Annotated in this window: 15 protein-coding genes; 10 read left to right on the top strand and 5 right to left on the bottom strand. The window is 71.3% G+C overall.

Going from position 1 to position 18242, the window contains the following annotated elements; translation table 11 throughout:
* Nucleotides 1–47: 47 nt before the first annotated feature.
* The 10 genes from uvrA (at nucleotide 48) to ACTHLI_RS05640 (ending at nucleotide 11501) form a co-directional block, all read left to right on the top strand.
* Nucleotides 48–2933, top strand: a complete 2886-nt coding sequence (uvrA, locus tag ACTHLI_RS05595; protein WP_440182088.1) for an excinuclease ABC subunit UvrA — start codon at nucleotides 48–50, stop codon at nucleotides 2931–2933.
* A gap of 2 nt (nucleotides 2934–2935) precedes the next feature.
* Nucleotides 2936–4885, top strand: coding sequence for an excinuclease ABC subunit UvrC (uvrC, locus tag ACTHLI_RS05600; RefSeq protein WP_440182089.1), 1950 nt, complete (start codon nucleotides 2936–2938; stop codon nucleotides 4883–4885).
* A gap of 44 nt (nucleotides 4886–4929) precedes the next feature.
* On the top strand, nucleotides 4930–5835 hold the full coding sequence (rapZ, locus tag ACTHLI_RS05605; RefSeq protein ID WP_440182090.1) for an RNase adapter RapZ: 906 nt from the start codon (nucleotides 4930–4932) through the stop codon (nucleotides 5833–5835).
* Between the two features lie 156 nt (nucleotides 5836–5991).
* On the top strand, nucleotides 5992–6969 hold the full coding sequence (gene whiA / locus ACTHLI_RS05610) for a DNA-binding protein WhiA (RefSeq protein WP_440182091.1): 978 nt from the start codon (nucleotides 5992–5994) through the stop codon (nucleotides 6967–6969).
* Nucleotides 6970–7045: 76 nt separating this feature from the next.
* Entirely contained in the window at nucleotides 7046–7669 is a 624-nt protein-coding gene (locus tag ACTHLI_RS05615; protein WP_440182092.1) for a superoxide dismutase, read from the top strand.
* An 82-nt stretch (nucleotides 7670–7751) separates the two neighbouring features.
* The gene (gap, locus tag ACTHLI_RS05620; RefSeq protein WP_440182094.1) at nucleotides 7752–8756 is read left to right on the top strand and encodes a type I glyceraldehyde-3-phosphate dehydrogenase; all 1005 of its coding nucleotides are present in this window, start codon (nucleotides 7752–7754) and stop codon (nucleotides 8754–8756) included.
* Nucleotides 8757–8775: 19 nt separating this feature from the next.
* On the top strand, nucleotides 8776–9981 hold the full coding sequence (locus ACTHLI_RS05625) for a phosphoglycerate kinase (RefSeq protein WP_440182095.1): 1206 nt from the start codon (nucleotides 8776–8778) through the stop codon (nucleotides 9979–9981).
* A complete protein-coding gene (gene tpiA, locus ACTHLI_RS05630; protein WP_440182096.1) occupies nucleotides 9978–10760 on the top strand; it encodes a triose-phosphate isomerase in 783 nt (260 codons plus the stop codon). Before ACTHLI_RS05625 ends, tpiA begins: the two co-directional genes overlap by 4 nt.
* Before the next feature lie 98 nt (nucleotides 10761–10858).
* A complete protein-coding gene (gene secG, locus ACTHLI_RS05635; RefSeq protein ID WP_440182097.1) occupies nucleotides 10859–11110 on the top strand; it encodes a preprotein translocase subunit SecG in 252 nt (83 codons plus the stop codon).
* Nucleotides 11111–11132: 22 nt separating this feature from the next.
* The gene (locus tag ACTHLI_RS05640; protein ID WP_440182098.1) at nucleotides 11133–11501 is read left to right on the top strand and encodes an RNA polymerase-binding protein RbpA; all 369 of its coding nucleotides are present in this window, start codon (nucleotides 11133–11135) and stop codon (nucleotides 11499–11501) included.
* Between the two features lie 69 nt (nucleotides 11502–11570).
* Here ACTHLI_RS05640 and pgl read toward each other — a convergent pair whose 3' ends face one another.
* The 5 genes from pgl to tkt all read right to left on the bottom strand — a co-directional run bounded on the left by pgl (nucleotide 11571) and on the right by tkt (nucleotide 18188).
* A complete protein-coding gene (pgl, locus tag ACTHLI_RS05645) occupies nucleotides 11571–12350 on the bottom strand; it encodes a 6-phosphogluconolactonase (protein ID WP_440182099.1) in 780 nt (259 codons plus the stop codon).
* The gene (locus ACTHLI_RS05650; protein WP_440182101.1) at nucleotides 12347–13315 is read right to left on the bottom strand and encodes a glucose-6-phosphate dehydrogenase assembly protein OpcA; all 969 of its coding nucleotides are present in this window, start codon (nucleotides 13313–13315) and stop codon (nucleotides 12347–12349) included. The genes pgl and ACTHLI_RS05650 overlap by 4 nt, the downstream gene beginning before the upstream one ends.
* The gene (gene zwf / locus ACTHLI_RS05655) at nucleotides 13312–14853 is read right to left on the bottom strand and encodes a glucose-6-phosphate dehydrogenase (protein ID WP_440182102.1); all 1542 of its coding nucleotides are present in this window, start codon (nucleotides 14851–14853) and stop codon (nucleotides 13312–13314) included. The genes ACTHLI_RS05650 and zwf overlap by 4 nt, the downstream gene beginning before the upstream one ends.
* A 63-nt stretch (nucleotides 14854–14916) precedes the next feature.
* Nucleotides 14917–16041 carry a transaldolase gene (gene tal / locus ACTHLI_RS05660; RefSeq protein ID WP_440182103.1) on the bottom strand — a complete coding sequence of 375 codons (1125 nt, stop codon included), beginning with the start codon at nucleotides 16039–16041 and terminating at the stop codon, nucleotides 14917–14919.
* A 32-nt stretch (nucleotides 16042–16073) separates the two neighbouring features.
* Complete coding sequence (gene tkt, locus ACTHLI_RS05665) at nucleotides 16074–18188, bottom strand: transketolase (RefSeq protein ID WP_440182104.1); 2115 nt, start codon at nucleotides 18186–18188, stop codon at nucleotides 16074–16076.
* Nucleotides 18189–18242 lie beyond the last annotated feature (54 nt).

Genomic DNA, 18242 nt, shown 5'->3' on the forward strand with positions numbered 1-18242 from the left:
GAGCGAACGCGCACGGGGCTGTCGGAGGGGCTCCCTAAGCTGCTCCGGTGCCGATCTCGAGGGTGGCGGGGAACGCCAAGCTGAGCGTCAAGGGGGCCAGGGTCCACAACCTGCGCGACGTGGACGTGGAGATCCCGAGGGACTCGCTCGTGGTGTTCACCGGGCTGTCCGGCAGCGGCAAGTCGTCGCTCGCGTTCGACACGATCTTCGCGGAGGGCCAGCGCCGGTACGTGGAGTCCCTGTCGGCCTACGCGCGGCAGTTCCTCGGCCAGGTGGACCGCCCCGACGTCGACTTCATCGAGGGGCTCTCGCCCGCGGTGTCGATCGACCAGAAGTCGACGAACCGCAACCCGCGCTCGACCGTCGGCACGATCACCGAGGTCTGGGACTACATGCGTCTGCTGTGGGCCCGCATCGGCGTCCCGCACTGCCCCGTCTGCCACGAGCGCATCGAGAGCCAGACGGTGCAGCAGATCGCGGACCGGCTGATGGAGCTCGCTGAGGGCACCCGCTTCCAGGTCGTCAGCCCGATCGTGCAGCAGAAGAAGGGCGAGTTCGTCGACCTCTTCAAGGAGCTGCAGGCGAAGGGCTACAGCCGAGCCGTCGTCGACGGCGAGACCGTGCAGCTGGCGGACGCCAAGCCGCTGAAGAAGTCGTACAAGCACGACATCGCGGTCGTCGTCGACCGGCTCGTCGCCAGCCCGGACGGCCTCACCCGGCTGACGGACTCGCTCGAGACCGCGCTCGGCCTGACGGACGGCGTCGTGCAGGTCAACTTCGTCGACCTCGAGGGCGACGCGGCCTGGCAGACGTTCTCCGAGAAGCTGTCCTGCCCGAACAACCACCCGATCCAGCTGACCGAGATCGAGCCGAGGACGTTCTCGTTCAACGCCCCGTTCGGTGCGTGCCCGGAGTGCTCGGGGCTCGGCACCCGCATGGCCGTCGATCCCGACCTGCTGCTCGGCGACCCGTCGCTGTCCATCCGCGAGGGCGTCATCATCCCGTGGAGCAATCAGGGCAAGCAGCTCTACAACTACTACGAGCGCATGCTCGGGGGCCTCGCCCGCGACCTCGGCTTCTCCCTTGAGAGCCCGTGGGAGGCGCTACCCGACGACGTGCGGGACGCCGTGCTGCACGGCAACAACTTCGAGGTCCGGGTGCGGTGGAAGAACCGCTACGGCCGCGAGATGTCCTACACGCAGGGCTTCGAGGGCGTCATCCCCTACCTCGAGCGCAACTGGCTGCAGGCCGAGACCGACGTGCAGCGCGCGCGCTGGGCCGAGTACCTCCGCGAGGTCCCGTGCGCGGTCTGCCACGGCAAGCGGTTGAAGCCCGAGGTGCTGGCGGTGCTCGTCGACGGCCGCAGCATCGCCGACGTGGCGGAGCTGTCGATCGCGGACGCGGCCGAGTTCATGGACACCGTCGTGCTCACCGACCGCGAGGCGCGGATCGCGGCGCAGGTGCTGCGGGAGATCCGGGCACGGCTCGAGTTCCTCGTCGAGGTCGGGCTGACCTACCTGAGCCTGTCCCGCTCCGCGGGGACGCTGTCCGGCGGCGAGGCGCAGCGCATCCGGCTCGCCACCCAGATCGGCTCGGGGCTCACCGGGGTCCTGTACGTGCTCGACGAGCCCTCGATCGGGCTGCACCAGCGCGACAACCGCCGGCTCATCGACACGCTGGTGAAGCTGCGCGACCTCGGCAACACGCTGATCGTCGTCGAGCACGACGAGGACACCATCCGGATGGCGGACTGGATCGTCGACATCGGCCCCGGCGCGGGCGTGAACGGCGGGTCGGTGGTCCACTCGGGCGACTACGAGTCGCTGCTCGACGACCGCGCCTCCATCACGGGCGACTACCTCGCGGGGCGCCGCGCCATCGAGGTGCCGACCGAGCGCCGCGCGGTCGACCGCAGGCGCCGCATCCAGGTGGTGGGCGCCGCCGCGAACAACCTCAAGGACGTGACCGTCGACTTCCCGCTCGGCGTGATGACCGCGGTGACGGGGGTGAGCGGGTCGGGCAAGAGCTCGCTCGTGAACGACATCCTCTACCGGGTGCTCGCGAACCGCTTGAACGGTGCCAGGAAGGTGCCGGGCAAGCACAGGAGGGTCACCGGCACCGAGGACCTGGACAAGGTCGTGCACGTCGACCAGGCGCCCATCGGCCGCACGCCGAGGTCCAACCCGGCCACCTACACGGGCGTCTTCGACCGGATCCGCACGCTCTTCAGCGAGACGGTCGAGGCCAAGGCGCGGGGGTACCTGCCCGGCCGGTTCAGCTTCAACGTCAAGGGCGGCCGCTGCGAGCACTGCCAGGGCGACGGCACCATCAAGATCGAGATGAACTTCCTGCCCGACGTCTACGTGCAGTGCGAGGTCTGCCACGGCGCCCGGTACAACCGGGACACGCTGCAGGTGCACTACAAGGGCAAGAACATCGCCGAGGTCCTCGACATGCCGATCGCGGAGGCGGCGGAGTTCTTCGAGCCGATCAGCGCGATCCACCGGTTCCTCAAGACCCTCGTCGACGTGGGCCTCGGCTACGTCCGGCTCGGGCAGAGCGCCACGACGCTGTCGGGCGGCGAGGCCCAGCGCGTGAAGCTCGCCACCGAGCTGCAGCGTCGGACGAACGGGCGCAGCGTCTACGTGCTCGACGAGCCCACCACCGGGCTGCACTTCGAGGACGTGCACAAGCTCCTGCTGGTGCTGAACGGGCTCGTCGACAAGGGCAACACGGTCGTCGTCATCGAGCACAACCTGGACGTGATCAAGTCCGCGGACTGGATCGTCGACATGGGCCCCGAGGGCGGCGCGGGCGGCGGCACGGTCGTCGCCGAGGGCACCCCCGAGCAGGTCGCGGAGACCTCTGGCAGCCACACCGGCCGGTTCCTCGCCGAGATCCTCGGCCAGCCCGCGCTCGCGGCGTCCGCCTGACCGTGGCCGAGACCGTCGCCTGGCGGCCGAGGACGGGCGACATCCCCACGTCCCCGGGCGTCTACCGCTTCCGCGATGCGCGCGGTCGGGTGCTCTACGTCGGGAAGGCGAAGAACCTCCGCGCCCGCCTGTCGAACTACTTCCAGCCCCTCCGCGCGCTGCACGACCGCACCAGGCGGATGGTGCTCACGGCCGCGGGCGTCGAGTGGACGGTCGTCGGCACCGAGTTCGAGGCGCTGCAGCTCGAGTACAGCTGGATCAAGGAGTTCTCGCCCCCGTTCAACGTCCAGTTCCGCGACGACAAGTCGTACCCGTACCTCGCGATCACGCTCGCCGACGAGGTGCCCAGGGTGCTGATCACGAGGAACCGCAAGCTCAGGGGCGCGAAGTACTTCGGCCCGTACACGAAGGTGTGGGCGATCCGGGAGACGCTCGACCTGATGCTCAAGGTGTTCCCCGTGCGCAGCTGCTCGGACACCACCTACCGCCGGGCGGAGCAGACCGGGCGGCCGTGCCTGCTCGGGGACATCGGCAAGTGCGCCGCGCCGTGCGTCGGCCGGATCCCGAGGGACGCCCACCGCGGCCTCGCCCAGGATCTCGCGACCTTCATGGGCGGTGGGGACCAGCGGTTCCGCGGCGACCTGACGAAGCGGATGCAGGAGGCGTCCGCCGCGCTGAACTTCGAGGAGGCGGCCCGGCTCAGGGACGCGATCGGGGCGATGGACGCGGCGCTGTCGAAGACCGCGGTGGTGCTGCGGGAGGACGTCGACACCGACGTGTTCGGGATCGCCGACGACGAGCTCGCCGCTGCGGTGCAGCAGTTCATCGTCCGCGGCGGCCGGATCCGCGGCACGCGCAGCTGGGTGGTCGACAAGGAGCTCGACGTCCCGCTCGGGGAGCTCGTCGAGACGGTCCTGCGGAACGCCTACGACGAGGAGGTGTTCCCACCCCGCGAGGTCCTCGTGCCGGAGCTGCCCGACGACGCGGAGGAGCTCGCGACCTGGCTGTCGCAGCGCCGCGCGGAGGGACGCGAGGCGGAGGGCCTGCGCGGCAGCGGCCGCACGCGCCTCCACGTCGCCGAACGCGGCGAGAAGGCCCAGCTCGCCGAGACCGCGGCGCGCAACGCGGCGCAGGCGCTCATGCTCTACAAGACCCGCCGCAGCGCGGACTTCACCGCGCGGTCGCAGGCGAACGCCGACCTCCAGGAGGCGCTCGGCCTCGACGACGCCCCGTTGCGGATCGAGTGCTTCGACGTGTCGCACCTCGCCGGTACGAACGTCGTCGCGTCGATGGTGGTGTTCGAGGACGGGCTGCCGCGCAAGGACCAGTACCGGCGCTTCAACGTCGCCTCGACGACCGACGACACGGACTCCATCTACCAGGTGCTCAGCCGGCGCGTCGCGCATCTCGAGGACGAGGAGGCGGCTCCTGCGCAGCAGGGGGACCGGTTCGCCTACCGGCCGAACCTGCTGCTCGTCGACGGCGGCCAGCCGCAGGTCGCCGCCGCGAAGCGGGCCCTCGACGAGGCGGGCGTGACGGGCGTCGCGCTCGCCGGCATCGCGAAGCGGCTCGAGGAGCTCTGGCAGCCGGACAGCGACTACCCGGTCATCCTGCCGCGCAACAGCGACGCGCTCTTCCTCGTGCAGCGCCTCCGGGACGAGGCCCACCGGTTCGCGATCACGCACCAGCGCACCCGCCGCAAGCGCGACATCGGCTCGCAGCTGGCCACTGTGCCCGGGCTCGGGGAGGCGAGGGTCAAGCAGCTGCTGAAGCACTTCGGCTCGGTGGCCCGGCTCCGGACGGCGACGGCCACGGACATCGCGGACGTCCCCGGCTTCGGTCCGGTCCTCGCCGCCGCGGTCGTCGAGCGGCTGCACGGCGGCGACACCGACGGGGCGCCGCGTGAGGAGGGGGCGGACGAGGAGGCGCTCGACGCGCAGGCCGCCGGATAGGCTGGTCCGCGCACGTGCTCGATGGTTCGGAGGATCCTCCCGTCATGACGGACGACACGTCGGAAGCCGCGGCCGCCGCTGCGCAGCCGCCCGCCCGCTCCGTGCTCGTGGTGACCGGCATGGCCGGCGCCGGCCGGTCGACCGTCAGCAACGCGCTCGAGGACCTCGGCTGGTACGTCGTCGACAACCTGCCGCCGCAGATGCTGCGGCCGCTCCTCGACCTCGCGAGCCATTCCGACCAGCGGCTGTCCCGGATCGCCGTCGTCGTCGACGTGCGCGGCGGTCAGCTGCTCACCGAGCTGGGGGACGCGGCCCGGCACGACGGCGACGGCCCCCAGCTGCGGCTGCTGTTCCTCGAGGCGAACGACGCGGCGCTCGTGCGGCGCTTCGAGGCGGTGCGCCGCCCGCACCCGCTGCAGGGCGGCGGCACGATCCTCGACGGCATCACCGCGGAGCGGGCGATGACCGCGGCGGTCCGCGAGCAGAGCGACATCATCATCGACACGTCCGAGCTGAACATCCACCAGCTCGCGACGACCATCAACGAGCTGTTCGCGGACGACGAGACGCCGGGCGTGCGGGTGACGATCACCAGCTTCGGCTTCAAGTACGGCGTGCCGACCGACGCCGACATGGTCGCCGACGCCCGCTTCCTCCCGAACCCGTTCTGGGTGCCGGAGCTGCGCCCGCTCACCGGCAAGGACGCGGCGGTCCGCGACTACGTCCTCGGGCAGCCGGGGGCGCTCGACTTCGTCGAGCGCTACGCGGAGGCGCTGCGTCCCGTGCTCGCCGGCTACCAGCGGGAGAACAAGAGCCACGCGACGATCGCCATCGGCTGCACGGGCGGCAAGCACCGCTCCGTCGCGGTCGTCGAGCGCATCGCGGACCTCATCGCGGCGCAGCCGGGCGTGGCCGTGAGCATCAAGCACCGCGACCTCGGGCGGGAGTGACGCGCGGCAGCGCATGCAGAAGTCCCTGAACGACCGCTGAATATGCGGTGGCCCATCCCGGGTGCGACACTGTTCGCCAACGCCGTCACCCATCCGGCGTCCATCGGGTGACTGCGGGGGTGGGGACGCCGGGGGAGAGACGGGGAGTCGCGAGCATTGGCACTGACCGCTGAGGTGAAGGACGAGCTGACCCAGGTCGACGTCGGGAAGACGTCCGTCCGGGCGGCCGAGTTGGCGACGATCCTCCGGTTCTCCGGAGGCCTGCACCTCATCTCCGGCCGCATCGCGGTCGAGTCGGAGCTGGACACCCCGCAGCTCGCCAGGCGGGTGCGGCGCGACCTCAGCGAGCTCTACGGGGTGCGCAGCGAGATGACGGTGCTCTCCGCCTCTGGCGTGCGGCGCAGCAGCCACTACCTCGTCCGCGTCGTCGACGGCGGCGAGACCCTCGCGCGGCAGACGGGCCTCCTCGACGCCAGGCGCCGGCCGATCCGCGGTCTGCCGAACCGGCTGACCACCGGGTCGCCCGACGAGATCGAGGCGGTCTGGCGGGGCGCGTTCCTCGCCCACGGCTCGCTCACCGACCCGGGCCGCTCCGCAGCGCTCGAGGTGACCTGCCCCGGCAACGAGACCGCCATGGCCCTCGTCGGCGCGGCGGGCCGGCTGCAGGTGCAGGCGAAGGCGCGCGAGGTCCGCGGCGTCCACCGCGTCGTCATCCGCGACGGCGAGGCGATCAGCGACATGCTCGGCCACATGGGCGCGCGCCGCAGCGTGCGCAACTGGGAGGAGCTCCGTCAGCGCCGCGAGGTGCGGGCGAACACGAACCGGCTCGTCAACTTCGACGACGCGAACCTCCGCAGGAGCGCGCAGGCCGCCGTGGCGGCGTGCGCCCGCGTCGAGCGCGCGCTCGAGATCCTCGGGCCGACCATCCCGGAGCACCTCCGCTACGCGGGCCAGCTGCGGCTCGACCACCGCGACGCGAGCCTCGACGAGCTCGGCCACCACGCCGACCCGCCGATGACGAAGGACGCCGTCGCCGGCCGCATCCGCCGCCTCCTGGCGCTCGCGGACAAGCGCGCGGCGGAGGAGGGCATCCCGAACACGGAGGCCGCGGTCCCGGCCGAGATCGAGGGCTGAGCCCGACCAGGAGGGCACCAGGAACCGTCCGGCGGACGGTCATAAGCTCGACGGTGAACCTCAAGGAGGAACCGTCATGCCCGTGTACACCCTGCCCGACCTGCCGTACGACTACGCCGCGCTCCAGCCCAGCATCAGCGCCAGGATCATGGAGCTGCACCACGACAAGCACCACCAGGCCTACGTCACCGGCGCGAACACCGCGCTCGACCAGCTGGCCGAGGCGCGCGAGAGCGGCAATCTCGCGAACATCAACAAGCTGACGCGCGACCTCGCCTTCAACCTCGGCGGGCACGTCAACCACTCGATCTTCTGGAAGAACATGTCGCCGGACGGCGGCGACAAGCCGACCGGGGAGATCGCCGCGGCGATCGACGACTTCTTCGGGTCGTTCGACAAGTTCACCGCGCAGTTCACCGCCGCGGCGATGGGCGTGCAGGGCTCCGGCTGGGCCGCCCTCGTCTACGACGCGATCGGGCAGCGGCCGATCGTGGTGCAGTTCCACGACCAGCAGCAGGACTTCCCGGCCGGCACCGTGCCGCTGCTGCTCCTCGACGTGTGGGAGCACGCCTACTACCTCGACTACGCGAACGTGCGGGCCGACTACGTCAAGGCGTTCTGGAACATCGTCGACTGGGCCGACGTCGCGCAGCGCTTCGCGACCGCCAGGAAGCAGACGCCGGGCCTGCTGGTACCGTGATCGCGGCGCCCGCCGCCTCCGGGCGGCGGGCCCCACGACCCCAGTCCGCGCCCATGCTGGCGCGCACGACCACGGAGGAACTGTGACGACTCGCGTCGGGATCAACGGCTTCGGACGGATCGGCCGGAACTACTTCCGCGCCGCCCTCGCCAAGGGAAGCGACCTGGAGATCGTGGCGGTGAACGACCTCACCGACAACGCGGCGCTCGCGCACCTCCTGAAGTACGACTCGACCGCCGGCCGCCTGGCGGAGACCGTCGAGCTCGACGGCGACAACATCGTCGTCGGCGGCAAGCCGGTGCGCGTGCTCGAGCAGCGCGACCCGGCCCAGCTCGGCTGGGGCGACCTGGGCGTGGACATCGTGATCGAGTCCACCGGGCGCTTCACGAAGGCCGCGGACGCGCGCAAGCACATCGAGGCCGGCGCGAAGAAGGTCATCATCTCCGCCCCCGCCTCCGGCGAGGACGGCACGTTCGTGATGGGCGTCAACGAGGGCACCTACGACCCCGAGTCGATGCACATCCTCTCGAACGCGTCCTGCACGACCAACTGCCTCGCGCCGCTCGCGAAGGTGTTCAACGACGCGTTCGGCATCGAGACCGGTCTGATGACCACGGTGCACGCGTACACCGCCGACCAGAACCTCCAGGACGGCCCGCACAGCGACCTCCGGCGCGCCCGCGCCGCCGCGCTGTCGATCATCCCCACCTCGACCGGTGCGGCGAAGGCCATCGGCCTCGTGCTGCCCGAGCTGAAGGGCAAGCTCGACGGCTTCGCCCTCCGGGTGCCGGTGCCGGTCGGGTCGATCACCGACCTCACCGTGACCACCTCGCGGAACCTCAGCGTCGACGAGGTGAAGGCCGTGTACAAGGAGGCCGCCGACGGCCCGCTGAAGGGCATCCTGAAGTACGTCGACGAGCCCATCGTGTCGGCCGACATCGTCGGCGACCCGCACTCGTCGCTGTTCGACGCCGAGCTCACCCGCGTCATCGGCAACCAGGTCAAGCTGTCGAGCTGGTACGACAACGAGTGGGGCTACTCCAACCGCCTCGTCGACCTGACCGACTACGTCGCCGCGCGGCTCTGATCGCGTCGAACGCGCTCCGATGACGCTGCGAACCCTCGACTCCCTCGGGGACCTCGCGGGCACGCGGGTCGTCGTCCGCTGCGATCTCAACGTCCCGCTGCAGGACGGGGAGATCACGGACGACGGCCGCGTGCGCGCGAGCGTGCCCACGCTCACCCGGCTCCTCGACGCCAGGGCGACCGTCACGGTGATCTCGCACCTCGGCCGTCCGGACGGGACACCGAACCCGAAGTACAGCCTCGAGCCCGTGGCGAGGCGGCTCGGTGAGCTCCTCGACCGACCGGTGACGTTCGTCCCCGGCACGGCGGCGGACGCCGAGCCGGGCAGCGGGCCCGTGACCGTGCTCGAGAACCTGCGCTTCGACCCGCGCGAGACGAGCAAGGACGCGGGGGAGCGTCGCGCCTACGCGGAAGCGCTCGCCGCCCACGGCACCGCGTTCGTCTCCGACGGGTTCGGCGTCGTGCACCGTGAGCAGGCGAGCGTCTACGAGCTCGCCCAGGTCCTGCCGAGTGCGGCCGGCCTGCTGATCGCAGAGGAGCTCTCGGTGCTCGAGCGCCTCACCGAGCGGCCGGAGCGGCCGTACACGGTGGTGCTCGGCGGCTCGAAGGTCAGCGACAAGCTCGGCGTCATCGATCACCTCCTGCCGAGGGTCGACACGCTCCTGATCGGCGGAGGGATGCTGTTCACCTTCCTGGCCGCGCAAGGGCACGCCGTCGGCAAGAGCCTGCTCGAGGCCGACCGGATCCCCGTGGTGCAGGAGTACCTGCGCCGGGCGGACGAGCTCGGCGTCACGCTGCTCGTGCCCACCGACGTGGTGGTCGCGGCCTCGTTCGCGGCTGACGCGGCGCACGAGACGGTGGCCGCGGACGCGATCGAGGGCTCGTCCTTCGGCGCGGACGGCATCGGGCTCGACATCGGACCGGCCACCGCCGACGCGTTCGCCGAGGCGATCGCCGGGTCGCGCACCGTGTTCTGGAACGGCCCGATGGGCGTGTTCGAGTTCCCCGCGTTCGCGAACGGCACGAAGCGGGTCGCGGAGGCGCTCACCGAGGTCCAGGGGCTGTCGGTGGTGGGCGGCGGCGACTCCGCCGCCGCCGTGCGGACGCTGGGGTTCGCCGACGACCGGTTCGGGCACATCTCGACGGGCGGCGGCGCGAGCCTCGAGTTCCTCGAAGGGAAGCGACTGCCGGGCCTCGAGGTCCTCGGCTGGGAGGCGGGCGAATGAGCCGCAGACCGTTCATCGCGGGCAACTGGAAGATGAACATGGATCATCTCCAGAGCATCGCGCTCGTGCAGAAGCTGGCGTGGACGCTGAAGGACGCGAAGTTCGACGGCTCGTCCGTCGAGGTGGCGGTCTTCCCGCCGTTCACGGACCTCAGGAGCGTGCAGACGCTCATCGACGCGGAGCGCTTCACACTCGCCTTCGGGGCGCAGGACCTGTCGCCGCACGACGCCGGTGCGTACACCGGGGACGTGTCGGGCGCGTTCCTCAAGGCGCTCGACTGCTCGTACGTCATCGTCGGGCACTCCGAGCGCAGGCAGGGGCACGGCGAGACCGACGAGATCGTCGCCGCGAAGGTCCAGGCGGCGGTGCGTCACGGCCTCGTCCCGGTGATCTGCGTCGGCGAGACGGAGGCGGAGCTCGCCGAGCACGGCACCAGTGCCGTGCCGGTGGCGCAGACGAAGGCGGCGCTCGCGGGGCTGCCGGCCGGGACCCCGGTGGTGGTCGCCTACGAGCCGGTCTGGGCGATCGGCACCGGCAAGGTCGCGACGCCGGAGGTGGCGCAGGAGGTCGGCGCGGCCATCCGCGCGGCGATCGCGGAGGCGATGAGCGACGAGGACGCGGCGGCGTCCCGCATCCTGTACGGCGGATCGGTGAAGAGCGGGAACATCGCCGGCTTCATGCGGCAGCCGGATGTGGACGGCGCGCTGGTCGGCGGGGCGAGCCTCGACCCGACCGAGTTCGCCGGCATCGCCCGGTTCCCGGACCACGTGGGCGCGTAGCGCGACACAGCGGTTGCTCGGATCGCGGGGCCCGGAACGGCCCGGCGGTTATACTTTTCGCGGCTGAGAGTCGGCTGCGATGTCAGGAGGAGATCCGGATGCAGATCCTGCAGGCGGTCCTGCTCGTGGTCCTGGCGATCACGAGCATCCTGCTCACGCTGCTGATCCTGCTGCACAAGGGTCGCGGCGGCGGGCTGTCCGACATGTTCGGCGGCGGCGTCACGTCGAGCCTCGGCGCCTCCGGGGTTGCCGAGCGGAACCTCAACCGCATCACGGTCGTGCTCGGGCTGGTGTGGTTCGCGTGCATCGTGGTGCTCGGCCTCCTGACCCGCTTCGGCCTGCCCGCCTGACCAACGAGGGATACGAGAACACATGGCTTCTGGTGGAAGTGCGATCCGCGGTTCGCGCGTCGGTGCCGGCCCGATGGGCGAGCAGGACCACGGGCATCACGCGGAGCGCGTCGCGGTCTCCTACTGGGATGCGCTCGGCAACGAGACGGTCCGGTACTTCGCGGCCAACCTGCCTCCGGAGGAGATCCCGGCCACCATCGACTCCCCGACGAGCGGCCTGCCCGCCGGCCGGGACAAGGCGAACCCGCCTTCGGTGCAGAAGAACGAGCCGTACAAGACGCACCTCGCCTACGTGAAGGAGCGTCGCACGGACGAGGAGGCCGCTGTGCTCCTCGAGGACGCGCTGCGCCAGCTCCGCATCCGGCGCGGGAAGATCAGCGCCGACAGCTGACCCACTGTCAGTCGACCACTGACGCGACGAAGGGCCGCCCCGCTCGGGGCGGCCCTTCGTGCTGTGCGGTCAGTAGCTGGAGGCGATGAGGTTCTGCGGGACCTGCTCCGCCGCCTCCTGGTCGACGAAGAACACCGTGCGGCGGCGGCCCTGCGCGCCCGCCGCGGGGACCTCGATGGGGGAGGCGCCGGCGAGGGCGAGCCCGAGGGCCGACGCCTTCTCCGCCCCGGACAGCACCATCCAGATCCGCTGCGAGCTGTTGATCACCGGCAGGGTGAGGCTCAGCCGCTCGGGCGGGGGCTTGGGGGAGTTGCGCTCGGACACGACGAGCCGCTCGTCCTCGAGGCGCACGTCGTGCTCGGGGAACAGGGACGCGATGTGCCCGTCCGGGCCGACCCCGAGGAACGTGATGTCGAAGCGCGGCACCGTCAGCCGCAGCGCCGGGTCGGCGTGCGCGGCGAGCTCCTCGGCGTACACCCTGGCCGCCTCGTCGATGTCGGGCACGACGTCGGAGGCGGGGAAGGGGTGGATGTGCTCCGGCGGCACCGGGATGTGATCGAGCAGCGCCTCGTGGGCCTGCGTGTCGTTCCGCTCCGGATCGCCCTGCGGCAGGAAGCGCTCGTCGCCCCACCAGAAGTGCACGCGGCCCCAATCGATCGCACCGCGCATGGGCGAAGCCGCGATCGCGCGCTGCACCCCCTGACCGCCGGCCGTGCCGCCCGTGAGGACGACGTTGACCTCGTTGTACTCGTCGAGCAGGTCGGTCAGCTTGGTCAGGAACCGCGCGGCGACCGCTGCGATGAGCGAGTCCACGTCGGGGTGCACGAGCACACGGCGTTCGTTGGTCACAGTCCTCCAGTCGCGATCGCTGCAGGGAGGCCGCGGTCCAGCCCGGCCAGCCCCTCCGTCAGCACCTGACCGTAGAGGTCGTCCGGGTCGAGGCGCCGCAGCTCCTCCGCGAGGCAGTCTCGCAGACTGCGCCTGGGCAGCGACACGTCCTGCGTCGGCTGTCCCGGCTGGGAGAGCGTCGCGACGTCGGGCACGTTGCGCTCCAGCTCGACCGGGCCGGAGGCGCGGAACAGCCGGACGCCGTGGATGCCGCTCGAGCCCGTCGAGCGGTCCGACAGCACGACCGTGACGGGCACGTCGAGCGCGAACCGCAGCCAGGCGGCGAGCAGCTCCGTGGACGGGGAGTCCACGGCCCCCGCGACCTCGATCGCCTCGACCTGCTCGTACGGCGGCTGGTCGAGCGCCGCGGCGAGCACCGCGCGCCACAGCGTGAGCCGGGTCCAGGCGAAGTCGCTGTCACCCGGCCGGTAGGTGGCCGCGAGGTGGTCGAGCGCCCGCTGCGGGTCGGTCTGCGCGGAGGCGTCGGTGATGCGGCGCTGCGCGATGCGCCCGAGCGGCGACTCCGCGGCGACCTCCGGCACGTCGGGGCCGGGCCACCAGGCGACGACGGGCGCATCCGGCAGCAGCAGCCCCGTGATCAGCCCCTCCTCGTCGGCGCCTGCTGGGCCCCACACGCGCAGCATCACGACCTCGCTCGCGCCGGCGTCCCCGCCGACCCGGATCTGCGCGTCGAGTCGGGGAGGCGCGTCGAGGCCGCCGGGCTCGTGCACGACGACGATGACCCGCATCGGGTGCTCGCGCGAGGCGTCGTTGGCGGCCTGGATCGCCTCCTCCGCCGCGTCGCTGGTGGTGCTGATGACGAGCGTGAGCACGCGTCCGAGCGCGACCGCGCCGCCCTCCTCACGCAGGGTGACGAGGGCCCTGCTGACCTTCGCGATGGTGGTCTCGGGCAGATCGACGATCACGGGCGTCTCCAGACTCGGCCGTCACGGCTCATCAGCGCGTCGGCGGACGAGGGTCCCCACGTCCCGGGGCGGTACTGCTCCGGGCGGCCGCCCGACGCCCAGAACTCCTCGACGGGGTCGAGGATCCGCCAGGACAGCTCGACCTCCTCGTGCCGGGGGAAGAGCGGCGGCTCGCCGAGCAGCACGTCGAGGATCAGTCGCTCGTACGCCTCCGGGCTCGCCTCGGTGAAGGCGTGCCCGTAGCCGAAGTCCATCGTGACGTCCCGCACCTGCATGCCGGCGCCGGGGACCTTCGAGCCGAAGCGGATGGTCACGCCCTCGTCGGGCTGCACGCGGATCACGAGCGCGTTCTGGCCGAGCAGTGAGGTCTGGCTCTCCTCGAAGAGCTGGTGCGGTGCCCGCTTGAACAGCACGGCGATCTCGGTGACGCGCCGGCCCAGCCGCTTGCCCGCCCGGAGGTAGAAGGGGGCGCCCGCCCACCGGCGCGTGCCGATGTCGAGCTTGAGCGCCGCGTACGTCTCCGTGGTGGAGGCGGGGTTCATCCCCTCCTCCTCCAGGAAGCCGACGACCCGCTCGCCGCCCTGCCAGCCGCCCGAGTACTGGCCCCGCGCGGTCGCCGCACCGAGGTCGGCGGGGAGCCGCACCGCGGACAGCACCTTCTCCTTCTCGGCGCGGAGGTGCCCGGCCTCGAACGAGACGGGCTCCTCCATGGCGGTGAGCGCGAGCAGCTGCAGGAGGTGGTTCTGGATGACGTCGCGCGCGGCGCCGATCCCGTCGTAGTAGCCCGCGCGACCCCCGACGCCGATGTCCTCGGCCATGGTGATCTGGACGTGGTCGACGTGGTTCGCGTTCCAGATCGGCTCGAACAGCGTGTTCGCGAACCGCAGCGCGAGCAGGTTCTGCACCGTCTCCTTGCCGAGGTAGTGGTCGATGCGGAACACCGCGTCGGCGGGGAAGACCCGTTCCACGACGGCGTTCAGCTCGCGCGCGGTCGTGAGGTCGGACCCGAACGGCTTCTCGATGACGACACGGCGCCAGCGACCGTCGCGCTGCTCGGCGAGCCCCGCCGCCGAGAGGTGCTCGGTGACCTGCGGGAAGTCGCGGGGCGGGATCGACAGGTCGAAGGCCGCGTTGCCGAGCGTGCCGCGTTCGGTCTCGAGGCGCTCGAGCGTCTCCCGCAGGCGCAGGTAGCCGGCCGGGTCGTCGAAGGTGCCCTGCACGAAGCGGATGCCGCGCGCGAGCTGCTGCCAGACGTCCTCCCGGAACGGGGTGCGGGCGGACGCCTGCACGGCCTCGCGCACCACCTCCACGAACCGGTCGTCGTCCCAGTCGCGGCGGGCGAAGCCCACGAGCGCGAAGCCGGGCGGCAGCAGGCCGCGGTTCGCGAGGTCGTAGATCGCCGGCATCAGCTTCTTCCGCGCCAGGTCGCCCGTGATCCCGAAGATCACGAGCGCCGACGGACCGGCGATGCGGGCGAGGCGGCGGTCGGCGGGGACGCGCAGCGGGTTGGAGCCGGGGCTCACGAGGGGGGCGTCCATCGGCCGCTCCGGCACATGCCGACGGCCGGCGCCCGCGGGCGCCGGCCGCACAGCGGTGGGGAGTCAAGCGGACTCGAGGGCCTTCGCGACGGTGTCGCTGAGCTCGTGCCAGGAGACGATGAACTTGTCGACGCCCTCCCGCTCGAGGAGCGCGGTCACCTCGTCGAGGTCGATCCCGGCGGCGGCGAGCTTCGCGAGGTCCTCGCGGGCCTCGTCGTACTTGCCCACGATGGTGTCGCCCTTCACGTCGCCGTGGTCCGCGACCGCGTCGAGCGTCTTCTCCGGCATGGTGTTCACGACGCCGTGCGTGACGAGGTCGACGACGTAGAACGTGTCGGGGAGCGAGGGGTCCTTCACCCCGGTGGACGCCCAGAGCGGGCGCTGGCGGTTCGCGCCGGCCTCCTGCAGCTCGATGGCGTCCTCCGCGCCGAACGCGTCGACGAACACCTCGTAGGCGAGCCGCGCGTTCGCGACGGCCGACTTGCCCTTCAGCGCCTTGGCGTCGTCGGTGCCGATCGCGTCGAGGCGCTTGTCGATCTCGGTGTCCACGCGGGACACGAAGAACGAGGCGACCGAGTGGATCGTGGACAGGTCGATCCCCGCGTCCTTCGCCTGCTTGAGTCCCTCGAGGTAGGCCTGGATGACCGCCTTGTAGCGCTCGAGCGAGAAGATCAGCGTGACGTTGACGCTGATGCCGGCGGCGATCGCCGCCGTGATCGCGGGCAGGCCCTCGACGGTCGCCGGGATCTTGATCATCACGTTCGGCTTCTCGATGGTGCCCCAGAGGCGCTTCGCCTCGGCGATCGTCGCCTCGGTGTCGTGCGCGAGCTCGGGGGAGACCTCGATCGAGACCCGGCCGTCGTACCCGTGGGACGCCACGAAGATGTCGTGGAACACGTCCGCCGCGTCCGACACGTCCTTCGTCGTGATCTCGAAGATCGCCTGCGCGACGTCCGCGCCCTTGGCCTTCAGCTCCTTGACCTGCTCGTCGTAGGTCTCGCCCTTCGCGAGCGCCGACGCGAAGATCGTCGGGTTCGTCGTCACGCCGACGACGTCCTTGTCCGCGATCAGCTGCTGCAGGTTCTTCGTGACGATCCGCTCCCGGGAGAGGTCGTCGAGCCAGATGCTCACGCCCGCCCGCGACAGCGCGGCGGTGTTGGAGTCGGTCCTGGTGTCCGTGATACTCATGTCAGCTCCTTGGTCTGTCTGGTGGAACCGCCTCAGCGGCCCAGGGATTCCTTCGCGGCGGCCACGACGTGCTCGTGGGTGATGCCGAACTCCTGCAGCAGGAAGTCGCCGTCGGCGCTGGCGCCGAAGTGGTCGATGCCGACCGCCCGGCCCTGGTCGCCGATGTACTTCGCCCAGCCGAGCGTGGCGCCCGCCTCGACCGACACGCGCGCCTTCACCGCGGACGGGAGCACCGACTCCCGGTACTCCGGGCTCTGCTCGTCGAACCACTCGAGGCACGGCGCCGACACGACGGACGCGTCGATGCCCTCCTTCGCGAGCTGCTCGCGGGCGGCGACCGCGACCTGCACCTCGGAGCCGGTGGCGATGAGGATCACGTCGGGCGTGCCCTGCTTCGCGGCGGCGAGCACGTACGCACCCTTCGCGACGCCGTCGGCGGACGCGAAGGTGTCGCCGGACGCGTCCCCGTCCCCGCGCTCGAACACGGGCAGGTTCTGCCTGGACAGCGCGAGGCCGGCCGGGCCCATGCGGCGCGACATGATCTGCTTCCACGCCGCCGCGGTCTCGTTCGCGTCGGCCGGCCGGACGATGTCGAGCTGGGGGATCAGCCGGAGCGCCCACAGCGTCTCCACGGGCTGGTGGGTGGGGCCGTCACCGCCCAGAGCGACCGAGTCGTGCGTCCAGACGTAGATGGTCGGCGCCTTCATGAGCGCGGCGAGCCGCACGGCGGGGCGCATGTAGTCGCTGAAGATCAGGAAGGTCGCGCCGAAGACGCGCGTGTTCCCGTGCAGCACGATGCCGTTCAGGATGTTGCCCATCGCGTGCTCGCGGATGCCGAAGTGCAGCACGCGGCCGTACGGGTTCGCCTTCCACATCGCCGTCGCCCGCTCGGGCGGCAGGAAGCTGCCCGCGCCCTCGATGGTCGAGTTGTTCGACTCGGCGAGGTCCGCGGAACCGCCCCAGAACTCGGGGATCCGCTTGGCGAGGCCGTTGATGACCTTCCCGGAGGCGACGCGGGTCGACACGGCCTTCCCCGCCGGGAAGACCGGCACGTCCTCGAAGGCGTCGTCCGGCAGGTCGCCCGCGAGCATCCGGTCGAGCAGCGCCTTGCGCTGGGGGTTCGCCGACGCCCACGCGTCGAAGGCCTCGTTCCACTCGGCGTGCTGGGCCCTGCCCCGGTCGACCGCCTGGCGGGTGTGGGCGAGCACCTCGGGCGCGACGGCGAAGGACTGCTCGGGGTCGAGCCCGAGCGCCTGCTTCAGCCCGGCGATCTCCTCGGCGCCCATGGCCGCGCCGTGGATCTTGCCCGTGTTGCGGAGGGTCGGGGATGGCCACCCGATGATCGTCTTCAGGACGATGATCGACGGCTTGTCGGTCACGCGCTGCGCCTCGAGGGTCGCGGCGTAGAGCGCCTCGACGTCCTCGTGGTAGTCCGCTCCGGCCTTCCAGTCGATCGTCTGCACGTGCCAGCCGAGCGCCTCGTAGCGCTTCGCGACGTCCTCCGAGAGGGCGATGTTCGTGTCGTCCTCGATCGAGATCTGGTTGTCGTCGTAGAAGAGGATCAGGTTGCCGAGCTGCTGCGTGCCGGCGAGCGAGGACGCCTCGTTGGTGACGCCCTCCTCGATGTCGCCGTCGCCCGCGATCACGTAGACGAAGTGGTCGAAGGGGCTCGCGCCCGCTTCGGCGTCCGGGTCGAAGAGGCCGCGCTCGAAGCGAGAGGCGTACGCGAAGCCGACCGAGGCGGCGAGGCCCGAGCCGAGGGGCCCGGTGGTGATCTCGATGCCGTCGGTGTGCCCGTACTCGGGGTGGCCGGGCGTCTTCGAGCCGTACTGGCGCAGCTGCTCGAGGTCCTCGAGCTCGAGCCCGTAGCCGCCGAGGAAGAACTGGATGTACTGGGTGAGCGACGAGTGGCCGTTCGAGAGGATGAAGCGGTCGCGCCCGAGCCACGTGCTGTCGGACGGGTCGCGCCGCATGACCTTCTGGAACAGCAGGTACGCGAGCGGCGCCAGGCTGATCGCCGTGCCGGGGTGCCCGTTCCCGGTCTTCTGCACCGCATCGGCGGCGAGGGCTCTGGTCGTGTCCACCGCCCTGCGGTCGAGCTCCGTCCATTCGAGCTCGGTGCTGGGTCGGGTCCTGAGATCGGTCACGACGATCCTTCCGTCGGTGGAGTTCGTAAGCGGTGGCTGTACGGCGGCCGTCGG

Origin of the sequence: Amnibacterium sp., assembly GCF_051956055.1 — a bacterium.
Taxonomy (GTDB): domain Bacteria; phylum Actinomycetota; class Actinomycetes; order Actinomycetales; family Microbacteriaceae; genus Amnibacterium.